Raw genomic sequence first — 22,293 nt, 5'->3', positions numbered from 1 at the left:
CCGTGCGCCGGAAGAAGGTCTCGGCCGGGGCGCCCCCGCCCGAGCGGGGACCAGACGGGTGCGACACCCCATCCGGAGACAAGTATCCATGCCCCGCACAATTCCTGTACTTCCACCGAGAACCGTCGTTCGGTTCGCCAGACTAACAAAGGTCGACAGCCTTGGCAGACGAATCATGGAAGGATCACAAAAGCACCCGGAACAGCACCTCTGACGTGCGCAAACGCCGCCCGGGGGGTGATGTGACCCCAGATGTTTTTGTGAGATTTATGGACCCGTGTCTGTTTCCGGACAGGTGTCAGCAACCAGTCCGCCGCACCGGCGGACCCGTCATCCGGAACCACGCACACCCGCTCTGAACAGCGCGAACGCGTGGCTCCGAGACCAGCAGCCGGACCGGACCGCCCCTGGGGCCGCAGCGGCGGGAAGCCCCGTCGCACGGGGGCCGCGTCCGCCCGTCGATCCGGGACACCGCGTCGGCACGGGGGCACGGGACTCCGGCGCGCGGACGGCCCGGGTGCGCGGGTCCACGGGGAGCGGGGGTCATGGCTCTCCTGTCGATTCCTCTTCCCCCCGTTTGCGCGCCGTTCCCGGAATTACTCCGAAAACAGCTCCGGACGAGGAGCGATGCGCCTCGCGGGTCGTCCTGCGCCGGGGCGGGGCACGACCGGGGGAACGCGGAGCGCAGAAACGTTTTCCGCGCCTTCGGGGAGGAGGCCGGGGCGGCCCCCGCGAAGGCGTTGGCGTCGGAAACGGACGGTGTTCGAGCACCGTCCCCCGACGTACAGGAGACTACCTTCCTTCGCCGCGAATGCACATCAAGGGTCATCATTCCGGCACAAAAGAGAGAGTACGCACAGAAGGGGCGGGGCCGTACGGCCCCGCCCCCGGGTGCGGCCCGGTCCCCCGGCCCCGTCGGCCCCTACCCGGCAGCCTCCAGGCCGCCCTGCATCAGCGACAGGATGATGTGGTTGTCCCGGTAGATCTGGTTCTGGGCGGCGGGGTGGTCCTCGGGGAAGGACTCCACCCGCGCGCCCTCCAGGGCCGGGGCCAGGTACTTGTAGGTCCAGATCGGGATGCGCGGCAGCAGCTCGTTGAAGACGATCGCCATCGTCTTGAGGGCCTCGGTCTGCTCCTCCTCGGTCTGCGCGGTCTTGGCGACCTCGACCAGCGCCTCCAGGTCCACCTCGCCCCGGCTGGGGCTGTCCACCTTCAGGTCGAAGTCCTGCCCCGGGGTCTCTCCGGTGCGGGCGTTCTCCACCAGGAAGTTCATCTGGAAGGCGCCCCAGTACTGCGGGATCTCCGGGTTGCCCCAGTGGCGCACGGCCACCTCGAAGTCACCTGCGGCCCAGATGCCCCAGGGGTTGTCCGCGGGCACGTTGCGCGCGGTCGTCTTGATCCCGAAGGCGTTCCAGGCCTCCTCCACCTGGGTGGCGGTCAGCTCGAAGTCGCCCCAGCCCGCGACGCCGATGATCTCGTAGCTGGCCTCCTGGCCCTCGGCGGTGTGCCAGACCCCGCCCTCCTTGGTCCAGCCCGCCTCCTCCAGCAGTTCGGTGGCCCGGTCCGGATCATGGTCGTAGGCGGCGAACTCCGCGAGCTCCTCGGGGGTGAAGATCTGCTCGGTCTGGAGGTCGACCAGCCCGGAGTAGTACCGCACCCGGTCGTAGGCCTCACCCCGGGCCACCTGGCCGATCTGGTCGCTGTCGAGCAGGTGCTTGAGCGCCTTGCGCACCCGCACGTCCTTGAGTTCGGGCTTGGCCGCGTAGTTGAACATCAGTCCGCAGCCGTCGTAGCCGGGGTGCTCGATCCACCGGAACCCCTCGACGGCGCGGAACGCCTGCTGGTCGGCGGCGGAGGTGGCCAGGGTCGAGTAGTCGACCTCGCCCTGCTGGATGAGCAGGGAGGCCTGGCGGTTGTCGCCCTTGTGGACGACCACCTCCTCGAAGTTCACCTCCTCGCCCTGGTAGCCGGTGCTCTCGCGCACCAGGGTGATCCGCGCGTCGGACATCTGGGCCCGGTCGAAGGTGTAGGGCCCGCTGGTGATGATCTCCTCGGGGTTGAACTCGATGAACTCGGCGTTGAACTCGGTGTGCTCGTCGTCGCCCTGGCGGACGCCGTCGGCCACCATCGCGATCGCGCGCTCCCCGAAGTCGCCGTAGGTCGACTTGGAGAAGATCCGGTGCTTGACGACCTGGAGCTCGATGCCCGGGAAGGGGTTGTCGAAGCGCGCGCGGACGCTGAGGTCGTCCAGCCGCTCCAGTTCGGTGATCTGCGGGAAGCCCACCGACCACGCGGGCGCCTCCAGGACCCGGATGGCGTAGTTCTGGTGCAGGTCCTCGGCGGTCAGGTCGGTGCCGTCGCTCCACTTCAGGCCCGGGCGCAGGGTCACGACGAGGTCGTCGCCCTCCCAGGCGCTGTTCTCCAGGAGCAGGTAGTCCCACTCGTGGGTCTCCCAGTTGTAGAACGCGCCCGCGGGCAGGAAGAGGTCGGCGTACACGGAGTTCATCAGCAGCGCGCCGTCCTCCACGGCGACGTTGCGCGTCTGGGCGGCCAGGTCGAAGTCGAAGACGCCGGTGAACTGCGTGGCGCCGCTCTCGGCGTTGTCGCCGCCCGCGCAGGAGGACAGCACGCCGGCGCCGGCGGCGCCCGCCGCGCCGAGGCCGATCGTCCGGAGCAGGCGCCTGCGGCTCAGGTCCCGCATCAGGGGGTGGGGGGTGGGAGGGGTCATTGGCGATTCCTTCCGAGTAGGACGGCGAGCAGACCGAGGGAGAGCACGACCAGGCCGATCACGACGGTGAGGGCGCTGATGACGAACTCGGCTGTGCCGGGGGGTGTGAGGACGAGCATGAGTGCGCTGGTCAGGGCGAGGAAGGCTCCGGCGAGGAGTCCGAAGCGGCCGACGGCGGCGAGCACGGCCTCACCCCCGGCCGACGACGTGGCAGGCGAGCAGCCGGTCGTGCGCGGGGGCCAGCGGCGGCCGGACGGTGTCGCAGCCGCCCTCCTCGTAGAGGGGGCAGCGCGGGTGGAAGTCGCACCCGGACGGCAGGTCCGTCAGGTAGGGGATCTCGGAGCTGCGCAGCCTGATCCGTTCCCGGCCGTGCGCCAGGTCGGGGTCCGGTTCGCAGACGGCGTCGATGAGCGCCTTGGTGTAGGGGTGGCGGGGATCGTTGACCACGCGCGGGGTGGGACCGTGCTCGACGATCCTGCCCAGGTACATGACGGCGATCTCGCCCTCCCAGGCGAAGTACTTGGCCACGGCCAGGTCGTGCGTGATGAACAGGAAGCCCACGCCGAGGTCGTCGCGCAGCGCGCCGAGGGTGTTGAGCAGGCTGACCCGGATGGACACGTCGAGCATCGAGGTGGACTCGTCGGCGATGATCACCTCGGGTTCCATCGCCAGGGCGCGGGCCACGGCCACGCGCTGGCGCTGTCCGCCGGACATCTGGTGCGGGTACTTGTCGAGGTACTCCTCGGCCGGGGTGAGGTCGACCCGTCGCAGGAGTTCGGCGGTGGCCCGGCGGGCCTCGTGCCTGTCCTTGACCAGCCCGTGGCGGCGCAGCCCCGCGGAGACGGTCGAGTAGACGGTGCGCACGGGGTTGAGCGAGGCGTAGGGGTCCTGGTGGATGAACTGCACCGAGCGGCGGAAGCGTCTCCGCTCGCTCCGGTCCATTTCCGCGACGTCCCTGCCCCGGAAGAGCACGGAGCCCCGGACGGGGTCGGCCAGGCCCGCGGCCATGCGGGCGCTGGTGGTCTTGCCGCAGCCGGACTCCCCGACCAGGCACAGCACCCGTCCGGGGCGCACGTCCAGGTCGACCCCCGCCACGGCGGGCACGTCGCCGCGCGGGGTGGAGAAGACCTGGTGAGCGCCGCGCAGGCTGAGCACCGGCGGCGGGGCGTCCCCTCCGTCGCCGGCGGGTGCGGCACCGGGCTCGGGCCGCGGGTCTGCTGAAACGGTCCGGTCAGTCACGGGTGGCCCCCTCGGTGGAGAGTTCGTTCGAACGCAGGCAGGCCGCGGCGTGGCTCAGCCCGTCGGGGCGGTGCGTGAGCACGTCGAGCACGGGCCGGGTGGACGCGCACCGCTCGACGGCGTGCTTGCAGCGCGGCGCGAAGGAGCAGCCGGGGGGCAGCGCGGAGAGACTGGGCGGGCCTCCGGGCAGCGACTCGGGAACCCTGAGGTCGCCGGTGACCGGGGGCACCGAGTTGATCAGCGCCGAGGTGTAGGGGTGCCGGGCGCGGTGGAAGATGTCGCGGGTGGTGCCGGTCTCGATCAGCCGTCCCGCGTACATGGTGCCGACGCGGTCGGCGAGTTCGGCGGCCAGGCCCAGGTCGTGGGTGATGAAGACCATCGAGAAGCGCAGTTCCTCACGCAGCTCCGCGAGGCGTTCGACGATGGAGCGCTGGGTGAGGATGTCCAGGGCGGTGGTGGGCTCGTCCAGGATGAGCAGCTGCGGCTCCAGGGCCAGGGCGAGCGCGATGAGGGTGCGCTGGCGCATGCCGCCGGAGAGTTCGTGGGGGAAGCTGTCCAGCACCCGGGCGGGGTCGAGCCGGACCATGCGCAGCAGCTCGGCGGAGCGTTCGAGGACCTCGGCGCGCGTGCGGCGGCCCCGGTCGTGGGCGCGGAAGGTGTCGAGGAAGTGGTCGCGCACCCTCAGCACGGGGTTGAAGGCGTTCATGGCGCCCTGGAAGACCATGGCCGCCTCGTTCCAGCGGAAACGGCGCAGGTCCTCGCGGGCGAGGGTGCGCACGTCGACGAGGCGGCCGTCCTTGCGGCGGAAGAGGACCTCGCCCGCGGAGAGGACGCCGGTGCGCGGGAGCAGCCGGAGCAGGCCCAGGCCCAGGGTGGTCTTGCCGCAGCCGGACTCCCCCACCAGGGCCATGGACTGGCCGGGGTGGAGGTCGAAGGAGACGTCGCGTACCGCGGTGACCTGTTTCCTGCGGCCGGTGCGGTAGCCCACGTCGACCCCCCTCACCGACAGGAGGGGGCCCTCGGCGGACGGCGGGGCGGCGGTGTGGTCGGTCATGGCTCACCTGTCCCGGAGTCGTGGGTTGAGGGCCTGCTCCAGGGACCGGGTCATGGTGACCAGTCCGATCTGGAAGAGCATGATCATCACCATCGGGGCGATGAGGAAGGGCGCGGCCTGGGGCAGCAGGAAGGCGTTGTTGTTCCAGGCCTGCTGGATCATCAGGCCCCAGTTGTCGGCGGTGCTGGGCAGCAGGCCGAGCAGGTACATGCCGACCACGGCGTAGATCGCGTTGGTGATGGCGATGATGAAGTTGATGAAGATGTAGCCCGCCATGTTGGGCAGCACCTCGACGAAGAGGATGCGCGCGGTGCCCAGGTCCTGGAGCCGGGCGGCCTCGACGAACTCGCGCTCCCTGAGGGTGAGCACCTGGGCTCGGATGGAGCGCATGAGGTAGGGCCAGGTGACCAGGCCGATGATGAAGGAGACCACCAGCGGCGAGGAGGTGCGGAAGAACGACGCGATGACCAGCATCAGCACGATGAACGGGATGGTCATCGTGATGTCGGTGAGCTGGAGCAGGAAGTGGTCGATCCGGCCGCGCACGTAGCCGGCGACGCCGCCGAGGACGACCGCGATGGCCACGGTGATCACGGCGGCGACGAAGCCGACCCAGATGGGTTCTCGTCCGCCCAGCACGAGCTGGGTGAAGGTGTCCTTGCCCTGGTGGTTGGTGCCGAGCCAGTGCTCGGCGGTGATCGGTCCCCAGATCGCGGTGACGTCCGTGGGGTTGTGGTGGTCGATGAGCAGCGGCCCGACGAAGGAGAAGAGCAGGACGCTCAGGACCAGGCAGAGGCCGACGAACCCGCTGGTGCTGCGGGTGAGGCCCTGCCAGATCGTTCCCCAGACCCCGGGGGCTGCGGTGGTGGTGACGGCCATGTCCGGTGGGCTCCTACGTTCGGATGCGCGGGTCGAGGCGGCTGTAGAGGAGGTCGGCGACGAGGTTGGCGACCACCACGCAGGACGTGATGATGATGAGCAGCCCCTGTAGGAGCGGGTAGTCGCGGTAGTTGACGGCGTCCAGGAGCAGGCCGCCGACGCCCTTGTAGACCAGGACCTGTTCGACGAAGATCGCGCCGCCGACGAGGGTGCCGAAGGAGATGGCGATCTGGGCGACCAGCGGCAGGACCGCGTTGCGCCCGACGTAGGAGACGGCGATGCGCTGGTCGCGCAGCCCCCGGGCGCGTGCGACGGTCACGTAGTCCTCGCCGAGCACCTCCGTGGTGGAGGCCTTCATGATGAGCATCCAGGTGCCGATGATGGCGAGCACGTAGGTGACGATCGGCAGGGCCGCGTGGTACAGGGCGTCGCCGAGGAACTCCGCGTTGAACCCCGCCTGGACGCCGGGGCTGATCGTGCCGCGCAGGTCGATGGGGTCGAACCACCCCAGGTACATGCCTCCGCCGAAGACCAGGGCCATCGCGATGAGGTAGTTGGGGACGGCGCCCAGGACCGAGGCGAGGACGCTGAGCACGTGGTCCAGGAGGCGGTTGCGCCAGTAGGCCATCACCATGCCCAGGGCCAGGCCGAGGACGACGGCGATGACGGTGCCGACGCCGATGCTGAACAGGGTCCAGGGCAGGTAGGCGCCGATGGCCTCCATGACGCTCTGGCCCGGCCGGTTGATGGTCATGCCCAGGTCGAAGGTGACCAGGCCGACCAGGAAGTCCCACCACTGCTGGTACAGGGGGGCGTCGGGGTCGTAGGCCAGAGAGTTCATGGCGATGACCCGGGCCTCCTCCATCGACATGCCGCCCTGTGTGAGGCGTCCGGCCATCACGTCGATCGGGTCGCCGGGCATGGCGCGGCCGAGGAAGAAGGTCACGTTGGCGACGACGAACACCACGACGACGGCCTTGCGGACCTTGACGGCGGCGTAGTGGCGCCAGATCCGCCTCAGCAGGGGCGCGGGCGCGTCGGTGCGGGCCGACGCGCCGCTTCCGGCGCGCGGCGGTGGTGGGGAGGCCGCGATTTCGGTGGCCACGGGGCTCCTTCGGGGGGCGCAGGGACTCCGTTTCTATTAGGAAAGTTTCCTAATAGAGGGTTCACGGTAACCCGATCCGTGTGGTCCAGACCACCTTCGTGACCAAACGGCGTCTTCCGAGCGACACGATCGACATCACAAATCGAACAAAAATCGATAAACCGTCACATATGGTTGCCGCGTCGATTGGCCGAACCCGGCCACATGAGCACACTCATGACATTTGTGGGTGTTGTCATCACACGGGCGGTTCGTACGGTTACGTCTCCGAAGTACACGATCCCGTTCCCCCGAACGGACCGAAGACGCGGAGGCGACCCCCGTGCGCACAGCACGCGCAACCACACTGGCCTCGACCGTCCTCGTGACGGCCCTGGCCGCATCCCTCGCAGCGGCCTCCCCCGCCGCGGCCGATCCCCTGGACTCCCCCGCCGACGACACCGCGCTCGCCGAGTTCCACGACCAGGAACTGGCCTGGGCTCCCTGTACCGAGGAGGTGCTCCAGGGACTGGAGTGCGCCGACGTCGTGGTCCCGCTCGACTACTCCGACCCCGGGGGCGAGCGCGTCACGGTGGCCGTCAGCCGGGCCCGCGCCACCGACCCCGGACAGCGGCGCGGCATCCTGCTCACCAACCCCGGGGGTCCGGGCGGGCACGGGCGGAGCACGCCCCTGCCGCTGGACCCGCAGACGGGCACCGGACTCGTCGGCGGCCTGCGGGCCGCCGAGGTGTACGACGTCATCGGCATGGACCCCCGCGGCACCGGCGGATCCTCTCCCAGGCTGGACTGCGACTCGGAGCCGCCGCCCGTGTACCCGAGTCCCACGGACGAGGAGATCTCCGAGGCCACCCGGTCCGCGATCCGCTACCAGCGCGCCTGCGAGCAGGCCGAGGGCGACGTCCGCCCGCACATGACCACCGCCAACACCGCCCGCGACATGGACGTCATCCGGGCCGCCCTGGGTGAGGAGAAGACCAACTACCTGGGCTACTCCTACGGCACCTACCTGGGCGCGGTCTACGGGAGCCTGTTCCCCGAGCGGCTGGACCGCAGCGTGCTGGACTCGTCGGTGCACCCCGACGGCGTCTGGCGCGACGTCTTCATGATGCAGGCGCCGGCCTACAGCGAGAACATGGACCGCTACACGGCGTGGGTGGCGGGGTACGACGACGTCTTCGGCTTCGGTTCGACCCAGGAGGAGGTCTACGCGACCTTCGAGGCGACCGCCGAGCGGCTGCGGGAGGAACCGCTCGAGGTCGCGCCCGGGGTGTTCTACGACAACCACCTGTTCCACATGGAGGTGGGCATGTACTCGCGCTTCCAGGACCGGTGGGACGTGGTCTCGGAGTTCCTGGGGTACATCGTGCACGATCAGCCCCTGCCCCAGCCCATCGCCGCCCAGGCGGGCGCCCTGGCCGAGGAGGAGTACGGCACGGCCACCATCGACCTGCAGACGGCGGTGCTGTGCGAGGCCGAGTGGCCCGAGCGGATCAGCACCTACCACGCGGACGCCCGGGAGTATCGGGAGGAGCACCCCTACGGCAGCGGCGCCTACTGGGCGGTTCCCCACCCGTGCACCTTCAACGGCCTCGACCGGCCCGAGCCCCCGGTCGAACTGGAGCGGGAGGGCTACCCCGAGGCACTGGTCATCGCCGGTGAGTTCGACGCCAACACCGCCTACGAGGGCGGCCCGGCCATGGCCGACCGGCTCGACAGCTCCCTGATCACCGTCGCCGGTGACGGCGGGCACGGCTTCTACCTCCCCGGCGGCCTGGACTGCGTGGCCGGGGCGGTGGACGCCTACCTGGTGGACGGGGCCCAGCCCGAGGACCTCACCTGCCAGGGCCTGCCCCCGGCGGAGGTGGACGGGGAGGTCGAGGTGGAGGCCGAGGACCTCGTGGCGCTGCGCGACCGGACCGGCCCGAGCGGTCTGGGGATCTGATCCCGGAGACGACAGCGGCCCGCGCCGCCCCTCGCGGGGCGGCGCGGGCCGTTCTCACTGCGGCCACGGAGGATTTTTCATCCCAGGATCGGATGAATCGAACTCTCGGGGGCTCCGCGTACCGGGGGTCACCCGTCCACGGGGACGACGGGAGGGGAAGCGGGGTGGGGACAGGGCCCCGCGGCCCCCGCTGCTCAGCGGTTGGCGCCCGCGAGGGTACCGGTGACCATCTCACCGATGTTGGCGGTGGTCGCGTAGCAGATGATCTCGCGGTCGTTGGCCTGGTCCCAGCTCTGCTGGGTCGGGGTGAGGTAGTAGGCGTAGATCTCCGAGTCGAGGTAGTCGACGCCGATGAAGTCGGTGAAGTTCTGACCGGTGCAGATCTCGTCGGCCTGGGTCTGGACCTGCGAGTCGCCCGGGTACTCGGCGTCGGTCATCTGGTGGGAGTAGAAGAACTCCGAGTCGTGCTCCTGGGAGCAGTCCACCAGCGGGACCTCGCTGATCCCGTCGCTGAACAGCGCGGTCTCCATCTCGGACTCGATGAAGCAGTCGCCCACCTCCAGGGAGAACACGTCGACGGTCCCGGGAGAGACGGGCTCGGTGGTCTCCTCGGAGGCGGTCGGCGCCGCGGCGTCCGTGGGCTCGGGGGCGACGGTCCCTCCGCCGCCCTGGAGGGCGGGGGGCAGCAGGGGAAGCGAACCGCAGGCCGTCGTGGCCACCAGGGTGGCGCCGACGGCCAGGGTTCCCAGGACGACACGGCCGAAGAGCGGGCGGCGCGTTTCGGACAACATGGGGACTCCACTGGATCGTTCGGTACTGATGCCGATGGGGGACGGAATCGGCGACACATACCCAGATGCCGGGGACGTGGAGAAGGTTTCGCCCCAGGTCCGGATGTGTCAGGTTCTGTTACCTCCCGGGGCGCCGCGTGACGCGCGCCGCCTCAGGGGGGAGCGGCGGGAGGGAGGGGCGGGGTGGGGACAGGGCCCCGCGGCCCCGGCGCTCAGCGGTTGGCGCCCTCAAGGGTGCCGGTGACCGTCTCGCCCGTGTTGGAGGTGGTCACGTAGCAGATGATCTCGCGGTCACCGACCATGTCCCAGCTCTGCTGGGTCGGGTAGAGGTGGCCCGCGTAGATCTCCGAGTAGGCGTACTCGACACCGACGAAGCTGGTGAACTCCTCGCCGGTGCAGATCTCCTCGGCCTCGGTCATCGTCGCGTCCTCGCCGGGGTACTCGGCACCGGTCATCTGGTGGGAGTGGAAGAACTCCGAGTCGTGCTCCTGGGAGCAGTCCACCAGCGGAACCTCGCTGACCCCGTCGCTGAACAGCGCGGTGTTCATCTCCTCCTCGACGAAGCAGTCGCCCACCTCCAGGGAGAACACGTCACCGTCTCCCGGGGCGACGGGCTCGGTGGTCTCGGTCTCCACCGGCTCGGCGGTCTCCGTGGACTCGGTCGGCTCCACGGTCTCCTGGGGCTCGGGAGAGACGGTCTCCCCGCCGCCCTGGAGGGCGGGGGGCAGCAGGGGAAGCGAACCGCAGGCCGTCGTGGCCACCAGGGTGGCGCCGACGGCCAGGGTTCCCAGGACGACACGGCCGAAGAGCGGGCGGTGCGTTGCGGACAGCATGGGGAACTCCACTGGGTCGTTGGGTACTGATGCCGACGCGGGGGGAGGGGATCGGCGCCACCTGTCCGGGTGCACGGGGCTCGCGGACGTCGTCATCCCGGGTCCGGACTCGCCGGACGAGGGCTCCGAACACCGCGCGGCGTTCGTCGCCGCAGGTGGGAGGGGGATGGGGAGGGGGGAAGGGCCGCTCGTGCGGCCGGGGAGGCGAAGGCGGGGCAGGGCCTGCGCTGTCCGGGGGACGCTCAGCGGTTGGCGCCCGAGAGGGTGCCGGTGACCATCTCACCGGGGGTGTTCACGTAGCAGATGATCTCGCGGTCGTTGAACTGGTCCCAGGACTCCTGGGTGGGGTAGAGGTGACCGGCGTAGATCTCCGACTCGGCGTAGGGGACGCCGACGAAGTTGGTGAAGTTCTCGCCGGTGCAGAGCTCCTCGGCCTGGGTCATCGTCGCGTCCTCGCCGGGGTACTCGGCCTCGGTCATGTCGTAGGCGAAGAAGAACTCCGAGTCGTGCTCCTCGGCGCAGTCCACCAGCGGGATGTTGCTGACCTCGCCGCTGGCGAGAGCGGTGTTCATCTGCTCCTCGACGAAGCAGTCGCCGACGTTGAGCTCCATCACGTTGCCGGCACCCATGAAGGACATGAGGGCGCCGCAGCCGCTGAGGGCGAACACACTGCCCGCGGCGAGCGCCGAGACGCCGGCGGTACGCAGGAGGGGGGAGAAATTCGACATGGGGATACTCCGAAAGTTATGCATGGGGCTCGCCGACCTGAGAGAAGCCGCGAGAAGGTAACAATTCACTACCTGGGGGTTTATGTCAATTTCATCTGCGAAAACGACGGAATGACAGTGGACCGTCACGATGTGCTTCCACGGCCTCTCCCTCGCCTCACCCCTATGGGATGCCGCAAACACGAAGCAGCACATCACAGACCTATGACGTTTTCCGGAGCCGCGTCCTCGTCCGGGCGGGCACGGAGGGCGGCCCGCGCGCACGCGGGTTCCGGGGGCGGATTCCGGAAGGGACAGCGGAGAGCTTCTGGCGGAGCGCGGGGGGTGCACGCCTTCGGGGAGGCGCGCGGAAAGCGTGAGGGCGCGACAGGGTGTCGCCGCACAGTGCTCCCCTACAGGGCGTGCCCACAGAAAAAACGAGGGCCCCGGCCGTTTCCGGCCGGGGCCCTCGCCTCGGGTGCGTCATCAGGGACTCGAACCCCGGACCCGCTGATTAAGAGTCAGCTGCTCTAACCAACTGAGCTAATGACGCCTGTTGTTCATCGCCCTGCCTTCCGGCCGCGGCGACAGGGACAACTCTACCCGACCGACGGAGTGCCCCGCGCCGCGAACCGCACGATGTGGGGCACACCACCGCGGCGGCCGCCTCCGCGCCGGTGACGGCGCGCGGGCAACACGAAGGCCCCGGGTGGAAGGCGGTGCCTTCGACCCGGGGCCGTTGTCTGTGCGCCATCAGGGACTCGAACCCCGGACCCGCTGATTAAGAGTCAGCTGCTCTGACCAACTGAGCTAATGGCGCCTGTCATGCCATGGTACCGGCCCTGCGGGCCTCCCTGGCGACGTCGTTAACTCTAGCAGGACCGCAGGAGGGCCGCGAACCGGTTGCGAACCGGCGGGAGTGGCGGTCCTCCCCTCGGTCCCCTGCCTCGAAGTGCCTAGGCGAAGGCCAGGAACAGCGCGACGATCACGGCGATGAGCAGGACCGCGCCGACGACGGCCAGCACGATCGGCATGACCGGGCGGCGCGCGGGCTCCTCGGTGCTCGGGTTCTCGTCGACGAAGCGGCGGAAGTGCTGCGTGGTTCCCGCCGGGTCCATGTTGGGATCGTTGTTCTCTGTCATGAGGTTGACCCTAGCGACTCATGGGAGTGATGAGGACCCCCGTGGGTATATCTCATCCTTTTCGCTACACGCTCTTGGCCCTCCCCCGCCGCGCACCTGCGGACACCGCGCTGGGCGACGCGGCGCGTACTCCGCGTCCCCCGGGGGCGGCCACTTTCTCACCTGGGTGAAAGCCGAACGTAAGATCCCCGTTCGACACTGGTGTCGGGAGGACGGGGCTCGGCCGGTACTTCCCCGCGGCCGTGCCGTCCCTCCCGGGGCCCGGCACGCAGCACGGCGGCCATCCGGGCCGTGGGCGTGCTCCCGCGTGCCGGGTCCGCCCCCTCCAGTCGGCGCACCAGCTCCGCGGCGGACCGGTCCGGGCGGGTGTCGTCGAGCCAGACCGCCGCCATGCGCAGCGCCAGGGGCAGGTGTCCCAGGACCTGGGCGAGGCGGCGCAGCACCGACTCGGCGCGCCGGTCCCGCCCCTCCCGCGGGCGCAGCAGGTCCACCGCGGCGTCCGGGGGGAGCGGCCCCACGGGCAGGGCGCGCAGACCGTCGCGCACCAGCAGGTCGGTCAGCCAGTAGCGGCTGGTGACGAGCGCCGCGCACCCGGTGCCGCCGGGGAGCAGGGGGCGCACCTGGCGCACGGAGGCCGCGTTGTCCAGGACCAGCAGGACGCGCCGGTGCGCCAACAGCGTGCGGACCCGCGCGGCGGCCTCGTCGGCGTCCATGGCCTCGGTGCCGCGGGTGCCGGTGGACAGGGAGCGCACCAGGCGGCGCAGCACCTCGACCGGGTCTCGGGGGCTGCCGTCGCCGCCGCGGAGGTCGACGTAGAGCTGTCCGTCGGGGAAGTGCGGCGCGGCCGCGCGGGCCCAGCTCAGGGCGAGGGCGCTGGCCCCGGCGCCCGCGGGACCTCGCACCAGCGCGCTGCCGGGTGCGGTGCTGGAGGGGTCAACCAGCCGGTCCAGTTCGGCCATGGCCTCCTCGCGCCCCAGCAGCGCTGAGGGCGCGGCGGGCAGCTCCGCCGGGGCGAGGGCGGCCGACACCGGGGCGGGCGCGTGGACCGGGCCGTCGCCGCGGTCGTCGCGTTCCTCCGCCTCCGCCGGGACGTCGGGATCGGCGCCCGGTCCGGGTCCGGCATGGGGTCCCGCCTCCGGTGCGGTGCCCGGTGCGTCGGCTGACCCGGCGTTCGGTCCGGTGTCCGCGGAGAGGGGCCGGACCCCGGCGCCCTCCTCGACGGAGGCGCGCTGGCGCGGGACGCTGGTGCCCGGGGCGCGGTCGAGGTCGCCGCGCAGGATGCCGTGGAAGGTCTCCTGGAGTTCGCGGCCCGGGTCCGCGCCCAGGTGCTCGGCCAGCGCGTCGCGGGTGCGGGCGTACACGCGCAGGGCCTCGCTGGGGCGCCCGCAGCGGTAGAGGGCGGTCATCTGGACGCGGATGAGGGGTTCGCGCTCGGGGTGGTCGGTGGCGATGGGGCCGATCTGGTCGGCAACCCGCTCGTGGTCGCCCCGTGCCAGGGCGGCGCCGAACCCCTCCTCGGCGGCCCGTAGGAGCTCCTCGTTCAGGGGCGGGATGTCGCGCTCGTGCAGGACGGGGCTGACGATGTCGGCCAGGACGGGGCCACGCCACAGGCGCAGGGCGCTGATGAGCAGGTCGGCGCGGTCGGAGGGGTCGGCGCCCCCGTCGGCGCGGCGGACCAGGGAGCGAAAGCGCAGCAGATCGCACTGGTCCTCGGTGAGGTCGACCCGGTAGCCGCCGTCGCCGCCCGTGATGAGCGGAGTGCCGCAGTGCTGGTCCAGGACCGCGCGCACGCGGGTCACGTGGACCTGGAGGGCGCTGCGCGCGGACGGGGAGGCCGGGCTCCCCCAGACGCGTTCGATGAGGTGCGCGGTGGGGACGGTGCGTCCGGTGTTGAGCATGAGCGTGGCCAGCAGGGCACGGCGCTTGTCCCCGCGCAGGCGCAGCGGGGCCCCGTCCATCTCGACGCCGAACTGCCCGAGCAGTCCGACGCGCAGCCCGCGGGCGGTGTGCCCGGACGCGCCCTGCCGGGCCTGCCCGGCCGTGTCGTGCCACCGCCTCGCCGGGTCGCTCAGCGACACAGCACCCTCCCCCTCGCGGGGCGCGCGTGCGAGCGGGTGAACCCCGACGCCCCTGGCTCCAGGGTGCCGCCTGAGCTGGGATATCGCAATCACGCACCCCGCACTTGCCGCCGCGGCCGTCCCTTGGAATCCTGGATTCTCCCGCTTTTTCCCCTCACCTCGTTGACTCTTCACCACGACCGAAAGAAACTTTCCTCCATGGCGGAAATTCCGAAGCCTGCGGGCGGCCGGGCGGAGAGCGGACACGTCTCCGCGCCGCCCGTCCCCACGACGGTCCTGCGCATCCGGTCGCTCCTGCCCTCCCTCGCGCCCGCGGAGCGACGGGTCGCGCAGCACGTCGTCGACGACCCCGAGCGGGCCGCCGCCTCCTCCATCACCCAGCTCGCCAAGGACTGCGCCACGTCCGAGGCCACCGTGATCCGGTTCTGCCGCACCATCGACTTCAGCGGCTACCGGGAGCTGCGCCTGGCCCTGGCCACCGAGGCCGGTCAGGCGCGCGGCGCCCGCGGGGCGGCTCAGGAGCTGTCCAGCGACATCAACCCCGACGACACCCTCGTCACGGTGGTGCAGAAGATCGCCTACACCGACGCGCGCGCGGTGGAGGAGACCGGCGCCGCCCTGGACGTGGAGGTGCTGCGCACGGTCATCGACACGATGGCGGGCGCGCGGCGCATCGACGTGTACGGGGTGGGCGCGAGCGCGTTCGTCGGCGCCGACCTCCAGCAGAAGCTGCACCGGATCGGGCTCACCTCGTTCGCGTGGTCGGACGCGCACGTGATGCTCACCAGCGCGGCGCTGCTGGACGAGCGCGACGTGGCGATCGGCATCTCCCACAGCGGGACGACCATAGACACGGTGCAGGCGCTCACGGAGGCGGGGCGGCGCGGCGCCCGGACCGTCGCCGTCACCAACTTCCCCCGCTCGCCGATCGGGTTCGCCGACCACGTGCTGACCACCGCGGCCCGCGAGACCACGTTCCGCTCGGGGGCCACCGCGAGCAGGCTCGCGCAGCTGACCGTGGTGGACTGCCTGTTCGTGGGTCTGGCGCAGAGCCGCTACACCGACAGCCGCACCGCGCTGGAGACGACCTTCGAGGCGGTGCGGGGACTGCGGATCAACGACGACCGCAGGCGCCGCAGGGGCGAGGCCCCCGGCGGGAGCACGGACGACAACGACGGCTGACCGTACGCGTCCCGCCTCCGCCGCCCGGCTCCGGTCGACGGCGGATGCGGGACGGTCGAACGAGGGAAAGGAACGGCACCGGTGCGGACCGAACAGGAGAGCGCTGTGCACGACGACGGGCGCGGAACCCGGCCGGAAGGCGGGGACGCCCCTCGGGAGGCCGGCGCCCCGCTGCCCTCCGGGGAGAACGGGGGCGGTGCGGCCGTGATCGTGCGCGCGCCCACGGAGGCCCGCAACTCCGGTACCCACGACATCGACCTGCTCCCGGCGCTGGACGTGCTGCGTCAGATCAACGCCGAGGACGTCACGGTCCCCGGCGCGGTGGGCGCGGTCCTGCCGGAACTGGCGCGGGCCGTGGAGCTGGGGGTGGCCGCCCTGGAGAGCGGGGCGGCCATCCACTACTTCGGCGCGGGCACCTCGGGGCGGATCGCGGCCCAGGACGCCGCCGAACTGCCGCCGACCTACGGCGTGCCCGCCTCGTGGGTGGTGGCCCACCACGCGGGCGGCGGGGAGGCCCTGGCGCGGGCCGTGGAGGGGATCGAGGACGACTGGGAGTCGGGCCGGGCCGACGCGGCCGGGATCGTCCCGGGGTCGCTGGCCGTGGGCCTGGCCGCCAGCGGGCGCACCCCGTACGTGGGCGGGGCGCTGGAGGCGGCCCGGGAGCGCTCGGCCGCGACGGTGCTGATCAGCGCGAACCCGCAGGCGCCGCTGGCGCGGGAGGCGGACGTGCACGTGGGCATGGCCACCGGCGCGGAGGTGATCGCCGGGTCCACCCGGATGAAGGCGGGCACGGCGCAGAAGCTGGCGCTGAACGCGTTCTCCACCGCGGTGATGGTGCGGATGGGGCGGACGTACTCGAACCTGATGGTGGGTGTGGACGCCACCAACGGCAAGCTGCGCGGCCGCGTGGTGACCATCCTGACGCAGGCCACCGGGTTGGACGAGCGGGTGTGCGCGCGGGCGCTGAACGCGGCCGGGGGCGACACCCGCGTCGCGCTGGTGTCGCTGCTGGCCGACGTGGACGCGGACACGGCGGCCCGGGCCCTGGGCGAGGCTCGGGGCCGGGTCCGCCCCGCGCTGGCCGGGCTGGGCCTGACGGGCCAGGTCGCCCCGGAGTAGGCGGCGGGGCGGTCGGGACGGCCGCTGTCCCGCGCGGGTCGGGCCCGCACGCCCGGGTCCGGGCCCGCGCGGGTCTCGTACTCGCGCGGGTTGGGCCCCGCGTGGGTCTCGCGCCCGCCCGGGTTGAGCCCACGAGGGTTTTCCACAGGCCGAAGGTCGCTCTGGCCCGGGGCGGGGCGGACGGCGTAGGCTCGATGCCGGGGGCGCCGTGCGCCGCCGTGGGAGGGGGTGGTCCCCCCGTATCCGAGTGTCCCGCGCCGCCGCCCGCCCCGCCAGCCCCTGTTCGCGGCTGTGGACGGCCCCGACGGTCCCCGCCCGGCTCAGCCGCGTTCGACCGCGGTGCCGATCAGACCGATCGGCGGGGAGCCTAGGTCCAGCAGGGCCCGGTGGAAGCGCTCAAGGGTGAACCCGTCGCCCCAGCGCTCGCGCGCCCGCTCTCTCAGCCGCAGGATCTCCAGCTTTCCCCAGGTGTAGCGGCCGTAGGTGGGGTCGAAGGTGGCGCGGCGCGCCTCGGCCAGGGCTGCGGGCCCCTGGAGCGGCGTGTCCTCGGCGAAGCGGGTGGCCGCCTCCTCCACGGTCATGGTGCCGCTGTGCATGCCGATCGCCACGGACAGGCGGGTGACGCGGATGAGCGCCTCCACCCACACCCCGGTCTCGTAGTGGTCGGCGGTCCAGGCGGGGTCGCCCAGGCGTTCGGCGGCGTAGGCGCCGAAGCCCTCGTCCACGCACACCTCCTCGACGTAGTGCGCCCAGCCCTCGGCGAAGGTCATCGAGTGCAGGGCGCGGCGCACCGGCCCGGGCGCCCGGCGCAGCGCACGGCCGTGGGAGAAGTGGCCGGGGGCCACCTCGTGCACGCTCACGGCGGGCAGGGTGGTGTGGCTGAACATCTCCAGCCACTCGTCGGCCTCCTCCGCGGTCCAGGAGGCGTCGGGCGGGGTGATGAAGTAGAAGGAGGGCGTGTCGGCCTCCCACGGGCCCGACCACGCCATCATCGCGGTGGCCCAGCGCTGGGAGGGCGGGGAGACGTCCACGCGGCACTCGCCGTCGTTGTGGGGCGCCAGGCCGCGTTCGGCGGTGAACGCCACGGCCAGCTCCGTCCAGCGGCGGGCGGCGTCCAGGACTCCGTCGGTGTCGGGGTGCTGGCGGGTGAGCTCGCGGACGAACTCCATGGTGTCGCGACCGGGCGCGAGGCGCCCGACTGCCTCGGCCAGACGCGCGCGCAGGCGGTCGCGTTCGGCGTCGGCGCGGGCGGCCAGGTCCGCGAGGTCGACCTCGACGGCCTCACCGCTGCCCATGAGTCGGGCGAGCGGCTCGGCGCCGAGCCCGGCGCTGCGGGGACCCTCCCGCACCGCCTTCTCGACGTGGGCGAGCAGGCGCGCGTGCGCTGCGAGGGCCGCGTCGCGCACGTCGGCGGGCACGTCCTCGGGGAGACCGTCGGCCACTCCCCGGACGGCGCCGAGGAGGGACTCGGCGAGGGGGGCGGGCAGGCGGTCCAGGGCCGCGATCGCGTTGTCGACCACGCGCGGCCACTCGGCCAGGTGGGCGACGCGGGCGGCGTCGCGCTCGGCCCGGGGCGCGTACGCGCGGTCGTAGCCCGACAGGTCGAGTTCGTTGACGTGGTAGAGGGGGTTGGCGCGGTGCAACTGGAGTTCGCCCAGCTCGTAGCGCAGGGCGTTCTCGAAGGCGGCCAGGTGGGCCTCGTCGTGCGGGTCGTCGAGGGGTTCGCCGCCGAGTCCGGCCAGGGCCTCCCGGACCCCTTCGGGCGACAGGTCGGCGGCCTTGCCGTCGTACTCGTGCATGCCGGAGCCCTCGCGCATGTTCCTCGGCCTGAGGTCGGCCAGGCGCCGGAGCCGCGCGGGCAGGTCTTCGTGCTGTGGCTGGAAGGACATGCGGCGACTCTAGCCCCGGAGAGGGCCGTGCGGACAGACGGTCAGCGGCCCTGGAACGGGCCCGATTCGGACATGGATCCGGCCGGAAACCGGGACCGGAACGCCGACCGCTTCGCGGGCCTGAGCCGGAGCCGGGTCGGAACCAGGCCCGCGCCGGACCCGAACCGGGCGAAGCCTGGCCACAACCGGACGGTCCGCAACCGGACCGGCCGGGTCCGCCGTGCCGTACCGGAACTTGCGCCGCACCGGAACTCCGGAGCGGGGCCGGGCGTCTTCCCAAGCGTGACGATCCCAGATCCCGCCACACCCCAGAGTCCCCCGTCCGACGACGACACCGGTGTCCTCCGTGACCGGCCCTCCCCCGGTTCCGGCGGCTCCGGGGACGGCACCCGCGACGACGTCTCCGGCACCGAGGGCGCCGGGACCTCCTCTGGCCGCCGCGGACGCCGGACGTGGCTGGGACGCCTCGCCGTGCTGGCCGTGTTCGCGATGGTGGCGGGCTGCGTGCCGTTCCTGTGGGTGCTCTCCTCCACCTCCGACCACCGCCACACCGCCGTCTCCGTGCCGGAACGCCCGGTGGCGCTGGTGCTGGGCGCCGGTGTGCGCCCCGACGGGCGGCCCAGCCTGCTGCTGGCCCGGCGGCTGGACACCGCGGCCGACCTCTACTCCGCCGGGAAGGTCGACGTCGTCCTGGTGACCGGCGACAACAGCGTCGAGCACTACAACGAGACCGACACGATGCGCGCCTACCTGGTGGACGCCGGGGTCCCGGGAGAGCACATCGTCGGCGACTACGCCGGGTTCTCCACCTGGGACTCGTGCGTGCGGGCCCACGAGGTGTTCGGGGTGCGGGAGGCCACCGTGGTCACCCAGGACTTCCACCTGCCGCGCGCCGTGCGGCTGTGCCGTTCGGCGGGCATCGACGCGGTGGGCGTGGCCGACTCCAGCCTGGAGGAGCGCACCTTCGCCACCGTGTACGGGTGGTTCCGTGAGGTCCCGGCGGCGGTGGCGGCGCTGGGCTCGGTGGTGCTGCGGCCCGACCCGACGTTCCTGGGCGACTACGAGACCGGTGTGGACGAGGCCCTGGCGCTGGAGCGCGAACCGGGTCCGACGGACGGCTGAGGCCGCCGCGGCCCCGGAGCCGTACGCGACGGCCCGGGGCCGCGGCGGGCGATCGCGACCGGTCGGTCCACCGGCGCCGGGGGTTACGCCGCGCCGGTGGACCGGGCGCGCCCTACCGTCCTCCGCCGAAGAGGCGCCCCAGCAGCCCACCGGGCTGGGGGGCGGCGGGCTGCTGCGGCTGCGGGGCCGCGGCCTGCTCCGGCTCCGGTTCGGGCTGGGGCTCCACACCCACGAGCGCGCAGAAGTCCTCGGCGTTGTCCGGCAGCGCCCAGGCGCTCAGGGTCCGTGTGAACTCCTCGTCCTCCCAGGCGGAGGCGGGCAGTTCGGCGATCGTCCAGAGGACCTTGAGGGTCTCCTCGTCGTAGTCGGCCTCGGCGTGCTCCTCGGCGGTGCGGCCCTTGCTGCGGGGGCCGAGCACCAGTTCCAGGCCGACACCCGTCACGAGGGCGCGCGAGTCCTCCTCGCCATTGATCAGGCCGGGCAGGATGTCCAGGCGCAGACGGCGGGCGCGGTCGCCGGCGCGGCCCAGCGCCAGGAAGCCCAGGACCTGCGGGGAGTGCCCGCCGCAGTGCGGCCAGGACTCGTTGAACAGGCCCTGGTAGCCCATGGATGTGCCGCCGCCGCGGCCGACGCGGCGCAGCGCCTCGCGCGGGGTTCTCTCGCCGTGGATGAGCAGCATCGCCACCGATGCGGCGAAGGAGTTGTACAGGTTCCCGCCCGCCATCTGGTGGGTGAGGCCGACCGAGACGTCGATGTCGGTCGGGCTGGCCAGCAGGCCGAGGGCGAACAGTTCCGCGGGGAGCGGGTCGCCGCCGCTGTCCAGCGCGTTCATCACGTCGCGCAGGCTCGTGGGCGCCTGCGGGGCGGGGCGCAGGTCCTTGGCGAGCAGGACCTGGGAGGCTCCGGTGATCTCGGTGGTGATGCGCTCGGCGTCGTCGGGCAGGAAGGCCAGCAGGTAGCTCACCCACTCCCCCGCGCGGTCCATGCCGCCGCGGTTGGCGCCGCCGTGGAGCAGTGCGACCAGGTCGGGGACTCGGGCGCGGACGGCCTCGTAGGTGTCCAGCTCGGCCTGGAGGATCGCGGCGCCGTCGGGCTGCTCCATCACGGCGAGCCGGTTGCGCATGCGGTGGTAGTGCTGCTCGTCCGGGGCCTCCTCGGCCCAGTCGCGGTACTGCTGGCGGACCTTCTCGGCGTCGTTGGAGGCCGCCCAGGCCACCTCGTCGCGCCACTGGTCCAGGTCGCGGGTCTCGGGGAAGCGGTCCTCGGCGTGCCCGGCCACCAGCTCCAGGAGCAGGCTGAGGGGACGCCAGCGGTCGGTGGCCGGGGTGGACTCGGCGCAGGCGAGGTCGACCAGGAAGTCGACCGCCTTGGGTGCGGCGAGGTGTCCGGGCGCGGGGAAGTGGATGATGTCGTGGAGTTCGGAGAGCGCGCTGTCGCTCCCGGCGAGCTGGCCGAGGAGCTCGGGGATGCGAGCGCCGCCCTCGGGGGCCAGGGTCGCCCAGTCCACGTTCTCCGCGCCGTCGTGTGGGTCGGTGGTCGCGTTCATGGTGCCGATTATCCCGCCTGAGCCGGTACGCGCGAATCCACCTGTGGACGACCGGGACGGTGCGTCGGCGCCGAACCCCGAGGCCGGGGGCGGGCAGCACGAAGCGGAGGAGCCCGGGGACCCCCCTGTTACCACGCTAGGCCCGCGCCGCACGGCGGCACCAGAGGCGGTTCACGCCTGTGGACGACCGGGGCGGTGCGACGGGGCGGGTCCGGGCAGGACCCGCCAGGACTCAGTCCGGGCGGGGCCGCTAGAGCTCGCTCCGGGCGGGCGCCGGGCGCAGCACGGCGTCGCGCAGGGCCTTGACCGCGGCGGCGACCTCACGGGCGTAGCCGATCACGGTGGAGCGGCGGCGGGCGCCCATGCTGGAGTCGCCCACCCCGACCGCGTCGATCCCCGCGGCGCGGGCGAGGGCGACCGTGCGGGGCAGGTGGAAGGACTGGGTGACCATGGTCGCCTCGCGCACCCCGAACAGGTCGCGCACCCGCACGCAGGTGTCCCACGTACGGTAGCCGTGGCGGTCGGCGTCGATCCGGTCGGCTGGCACGCCCTGCGCGACCAGGTACGCGGTCATGGTGTCGGTCTCGCGGCGCGACACCTCGCGGTTGTCGCCGGAGACGATGATCCGTTCGACCCGGCCGTTCTCGTACAGGCGCACGGCCAGGTCCAGGCGGCGGGCGAGCAGCGGTGAGGGTCCGTCGTTCCAGGCGGCGGCCCCCAGGACCACGGCCACGGGCCGGTGCGGGACGGTGTCGACCTCCGCTCGGCGCCCGGCGCTGCCCAGGAAGGTCCAGGCGTAGGGGCCCAGTGCCAGGGCGCACGCGCCCGCTCCGACCGCCGCGATCCACAAGCCCACCCTGCCGCCCCTCTCCGTCGTCCGGCGCGCGTCCGTCACCCGCCCGCGCGGGGCCGCGGTCCGCTCGGGTGCTCCCGAGAC

At 72.3% G+C, this 22,293-nt stretch carries 18 protein-coding genes and 2 tRNA genes; 4 read left to right on the top strand and 16 right to left on the bottom strand.

The window, feature by feature from the left end:
• Positions 1–922: 922 nt before the first annotated feature.
• The 6 genes from G011_RS0100325 to G011_RS0100300 are packed head-to-tail and all read right to left on the bottom strand — an operon-like array spanning position 923 to position 7,005.
• Positions 923–2,728, bottom strand: coding sequence for an ABC transporter substrate-binding protein (locus G011_RS0100325; RefSeq protein ID WP_019606707.1), 1,806 nt, complete (start codon positions 2,726–2,728; stop codon positions 923–925).
• Positions 2,725–2,913 carry a hypothetical protein gene (locus G011_RS0100320; RefSeq protein ID WP_019606706.1) on the bottom strand — a complete coding sequence of 63 codons (189 nt, stop codon included), beginning with the start codon at positions 2,911–2,913 and terminating at the stop codon, positions 2,725–2,727. The genes G011_RS0100325 and G011_RS0100320 overlap by 4 nt, the downstream gene beginning before the upstream one ends.
• 4 nt (positions 2,914–2,917) lie before the next feature.
• On the bottom strand, positions 2,918–3,967 hold the full coding sequence (locus tag G011_RS0100315; RefSeq protein ID WP_026337869.1) for an ABC transporter ATP-binding protein: 1,050 nt from the start codon (positions 3,965–3,967) through the stop codon (positions 2,918–2,920).
• Positions 3,960–5,021, bottom strand: coding sequence for an ABC transporter ATP-binding protein (locus G011_RS0100310; protein ID WP_013151538.1), 1,062 nt, complete (start codon positions 5,019–5,021; stop codon positions 3,960–3,962). The genes G011_RS0100315 and G011_RS0100310 overlap by 8 nt, the downstream gene beginning before the upstream one ends.
• A 3-nt stretch (positions 5,022–5,024) precedes the next feature.
• Positions 5,025–5,900, bottom strand: a complete 876-nt coding sequence (locus G011_RS0100305) for an ABC transporter permease (protein ID WP_013151537.1) — start codon at positions 5,898–5,900, stop codon at positions 5,025–5,027.
• Positions 5,901–5,913: 13 nt separating this feature from the next.
• Positions 5,914–7,005 carry an ABC transporter permease gene (locus G011_RS0100300; RefSeq protein ID WP_019606704.1) on the bottom strand — a complete coding sequence of 364 codons (1,092 nt, stop codon included), beginning with the start codon at positions 7,003–7,005 and terminating at the stop codon, positions 5,914–5,916.
• A 322-nt stretch (positions 7,006–7,327) separates the two neighbouring features.
• On the opposite strand from G011_RS0100300, the gene G011_RS0100295 reads away from it, so the two are divergent.
• Complete coding sequence (locus G011_RS0100295) at positions 7,328–8,947, top strand: alpha/beta fold hydrolase (RefSeq protein ID WP_019606703.1); 1,620 nt, start codon at positions 7,328–7,330, stop codon at positions 8,945–8,947.
• A gap of 194 nt (positions 8,948–9,141) precedes the next feature.
• On the opposite strand, the gene G011_RS0100290 is transcribed toward G011_RS0100295, so the two are convergent.
• The 7 genes from G011_RS0100290 to G011_RS0100260 all read right to left on the bottom strand — a co-directional run bounded on the left by G011_RS0100290 (position 9,142) and on the right by G011_RS0100260 (position 14,498).
• Positions 9,142–9,738 (bottom strand): septum formation family protein, encoded by a 597-nt coding sequence (locus G011_RS0100290; RefSeq protein ID WP_019606702.1) that lies wholly within the window; start codon positions 9,736–9,738, stop codon positions 9,142–9,144.
• 212 nt (positions 9,739–9,950) lie between these two features.
• Positions 9,951–10,571, bottom strand: a complete 621-nt coding sequence (locus G011_RS0100285; protein ID WP_026337868.1) for a septum formation family protein — start codon at positions 10,569–10,571, stop codon at positions 9,951–9,953.
• A gap of 242 nt (positions 10,572–10,813) precedes the next feature.
• Positions 10,814–11,299 carry a septum formation family protein gene (locus tag G011_RS0100280; protein ID WP_019606700.1) on the bottom strand — a complete coding sequence of 162 codons (486 nt, stop codon included), beginning with the start codon at positions 11,297–11,299 and terminating at the stop codon, positions 10,814–10,816.
• 458 nt (positions 11,300–11,757) lie between these two features.
• Positions 11,758–11,831: transfer RNA gene (locus tag G011_RS0100275), tRNA-Lys, on the bottom strand.
• A gap of 193 nt (positions 11,832–12,024) precedes the next feature.
• Positions 12,025–12,098 (bottom strand) — tRNA-Lys (locus G011_RS0100270).
• Positions 12,099–12,234: 136 nt separating this feature from the next.
• Positions 12,235–12,420 carry a hypothetical protein gene (locus tag G011_RS0100265; protein ID WP_013151531.1) on the bottom strand — a complete coding sequence of 62 codons (186 nt, stop codon included), beginning with the start codon at positions 12,418–12,420 and terminating at the stop codon, positions 12,235–12,237.
• Between the two features lie 158 nt (positions 12,421–12,578).
• On the bottom strand, positions 12,579–14,498 hold the full coding sequence (locus G011_RS0100260; RefSeq protein WP_019606699.1) for an AfsR/SARP family transcriptional regulator: 1,920 nt from the start codon (positions 14,496–14,498) through the stop codon (positions 12,579–12,581).
• A gap of 198 nt (positions 14,499–14,696) precedes the next feature.
• Here G011_RS0100260 and G011_RS0100255 point away from each other — a divergent pair, with 198 nt between their 5' ends.
• A complete protein-coding gene (locus tag G011_RS0100255; protein ID WP_019606698.1) occupies positions 14,697–15,680 on the top strand; it encodes a MurR/RpiR family transcriptional regulator in 984 nt (327 codons plus the stop codon).
• An 81-nt stretch (positions 15,681–15,761) separates the two neighbouring features.
• Positions 15,762–16,799 (top strand): N-acetylmuramic acid 6-phosphate etherase, encoded by a 1,038-nt coding sequence (locus G011_RS0100250; RefSeq protein WP_019606697.1) that lies wholly within the window; start codon positions 15,762–15,764, stop codon positions 16,797–16,799.
• Positions 16,800–17,119: 320 nt separating this feature from the next.
• On the opposite strand, the gene G011_RS0100245 is transcribed toward G011_RS0100250, so the two are convergent.
• Positions 17,120–18,688 (bottom strand): DUF885 family protein, encoded by a 1,569-nt coding sequence (locus tag G011_RS0100245; protein WP_019606696.1) that lies wholly within the window; start codon positions 18,686–18,688, stop codon positions 17,120–17,122.
• Between the two features lie 282 nt (positions 18,689–18,970).
• On the opposite strand from G011_RS0100245, the gene G011_RS0100240 reads away from it, so the two are divergent.
• The gene (locus tag G011_RS0100240) at positions 18,971–19,810 is read left to right on the top strand and encodes a vancomycin high temperature exclusion protein (protein ID WP_019606695.1); all 840 of its coding nucleotides are present in this window, start codon (positions 18,971–18,973) and stop codon (positions 19,808–19,810) included.
• A 112-nt stretch (positions 19,811–19,922) separates the two neighbouring features.
• Here G011_RS0100240 and G011_RS0100235 read toward each other — a convergent pair whose 3' ends face one another.
• Both G011_RS0100235 and G011_RS0100230 read right to left on the bottom strand, forming a co-directional pair.
• Positions 19,923–21,356: a hypothetical protein gene (locus G011_RS0100235; RefSeq protein ID WP_019606694.1), complete on the bottom strand. Its 1,434-nt coding sequence runs from the start codon at positions 21,354–21,356 to the stop codon at positions 19,923–19,925.
• 250 nt (positions 21,357–21,606) lie between these two features.
• Complete coding sequence (locus G011_RS0100230) at positions 21,607–22,212, bottom strand: vancomycin high temperature exclusion protein (protein WP_026337867.1); 606 nt, start codon at positions 22,210–22,212, stop codon at positions 21,607–21,609.
• Between the last annotated feature and the right edge of the window lie 81 nt (positions 22,213–22,293).

Source organism: Nocardiopsis sp. CNS-639 (assembly GCF_000381685.1).
GTDB lineage: Bacteria > Actinomycetota > Actinomycetes > Streptosporangiales > Streptosporangiaceae > Nocardiopsis > Nocardiopsis dassonvillei.
The sequence above is the reverse complement of the archived record's forward strand: the minus strand, read 5'-3'. Positions and strand labels throughout refer to the sequence as shown.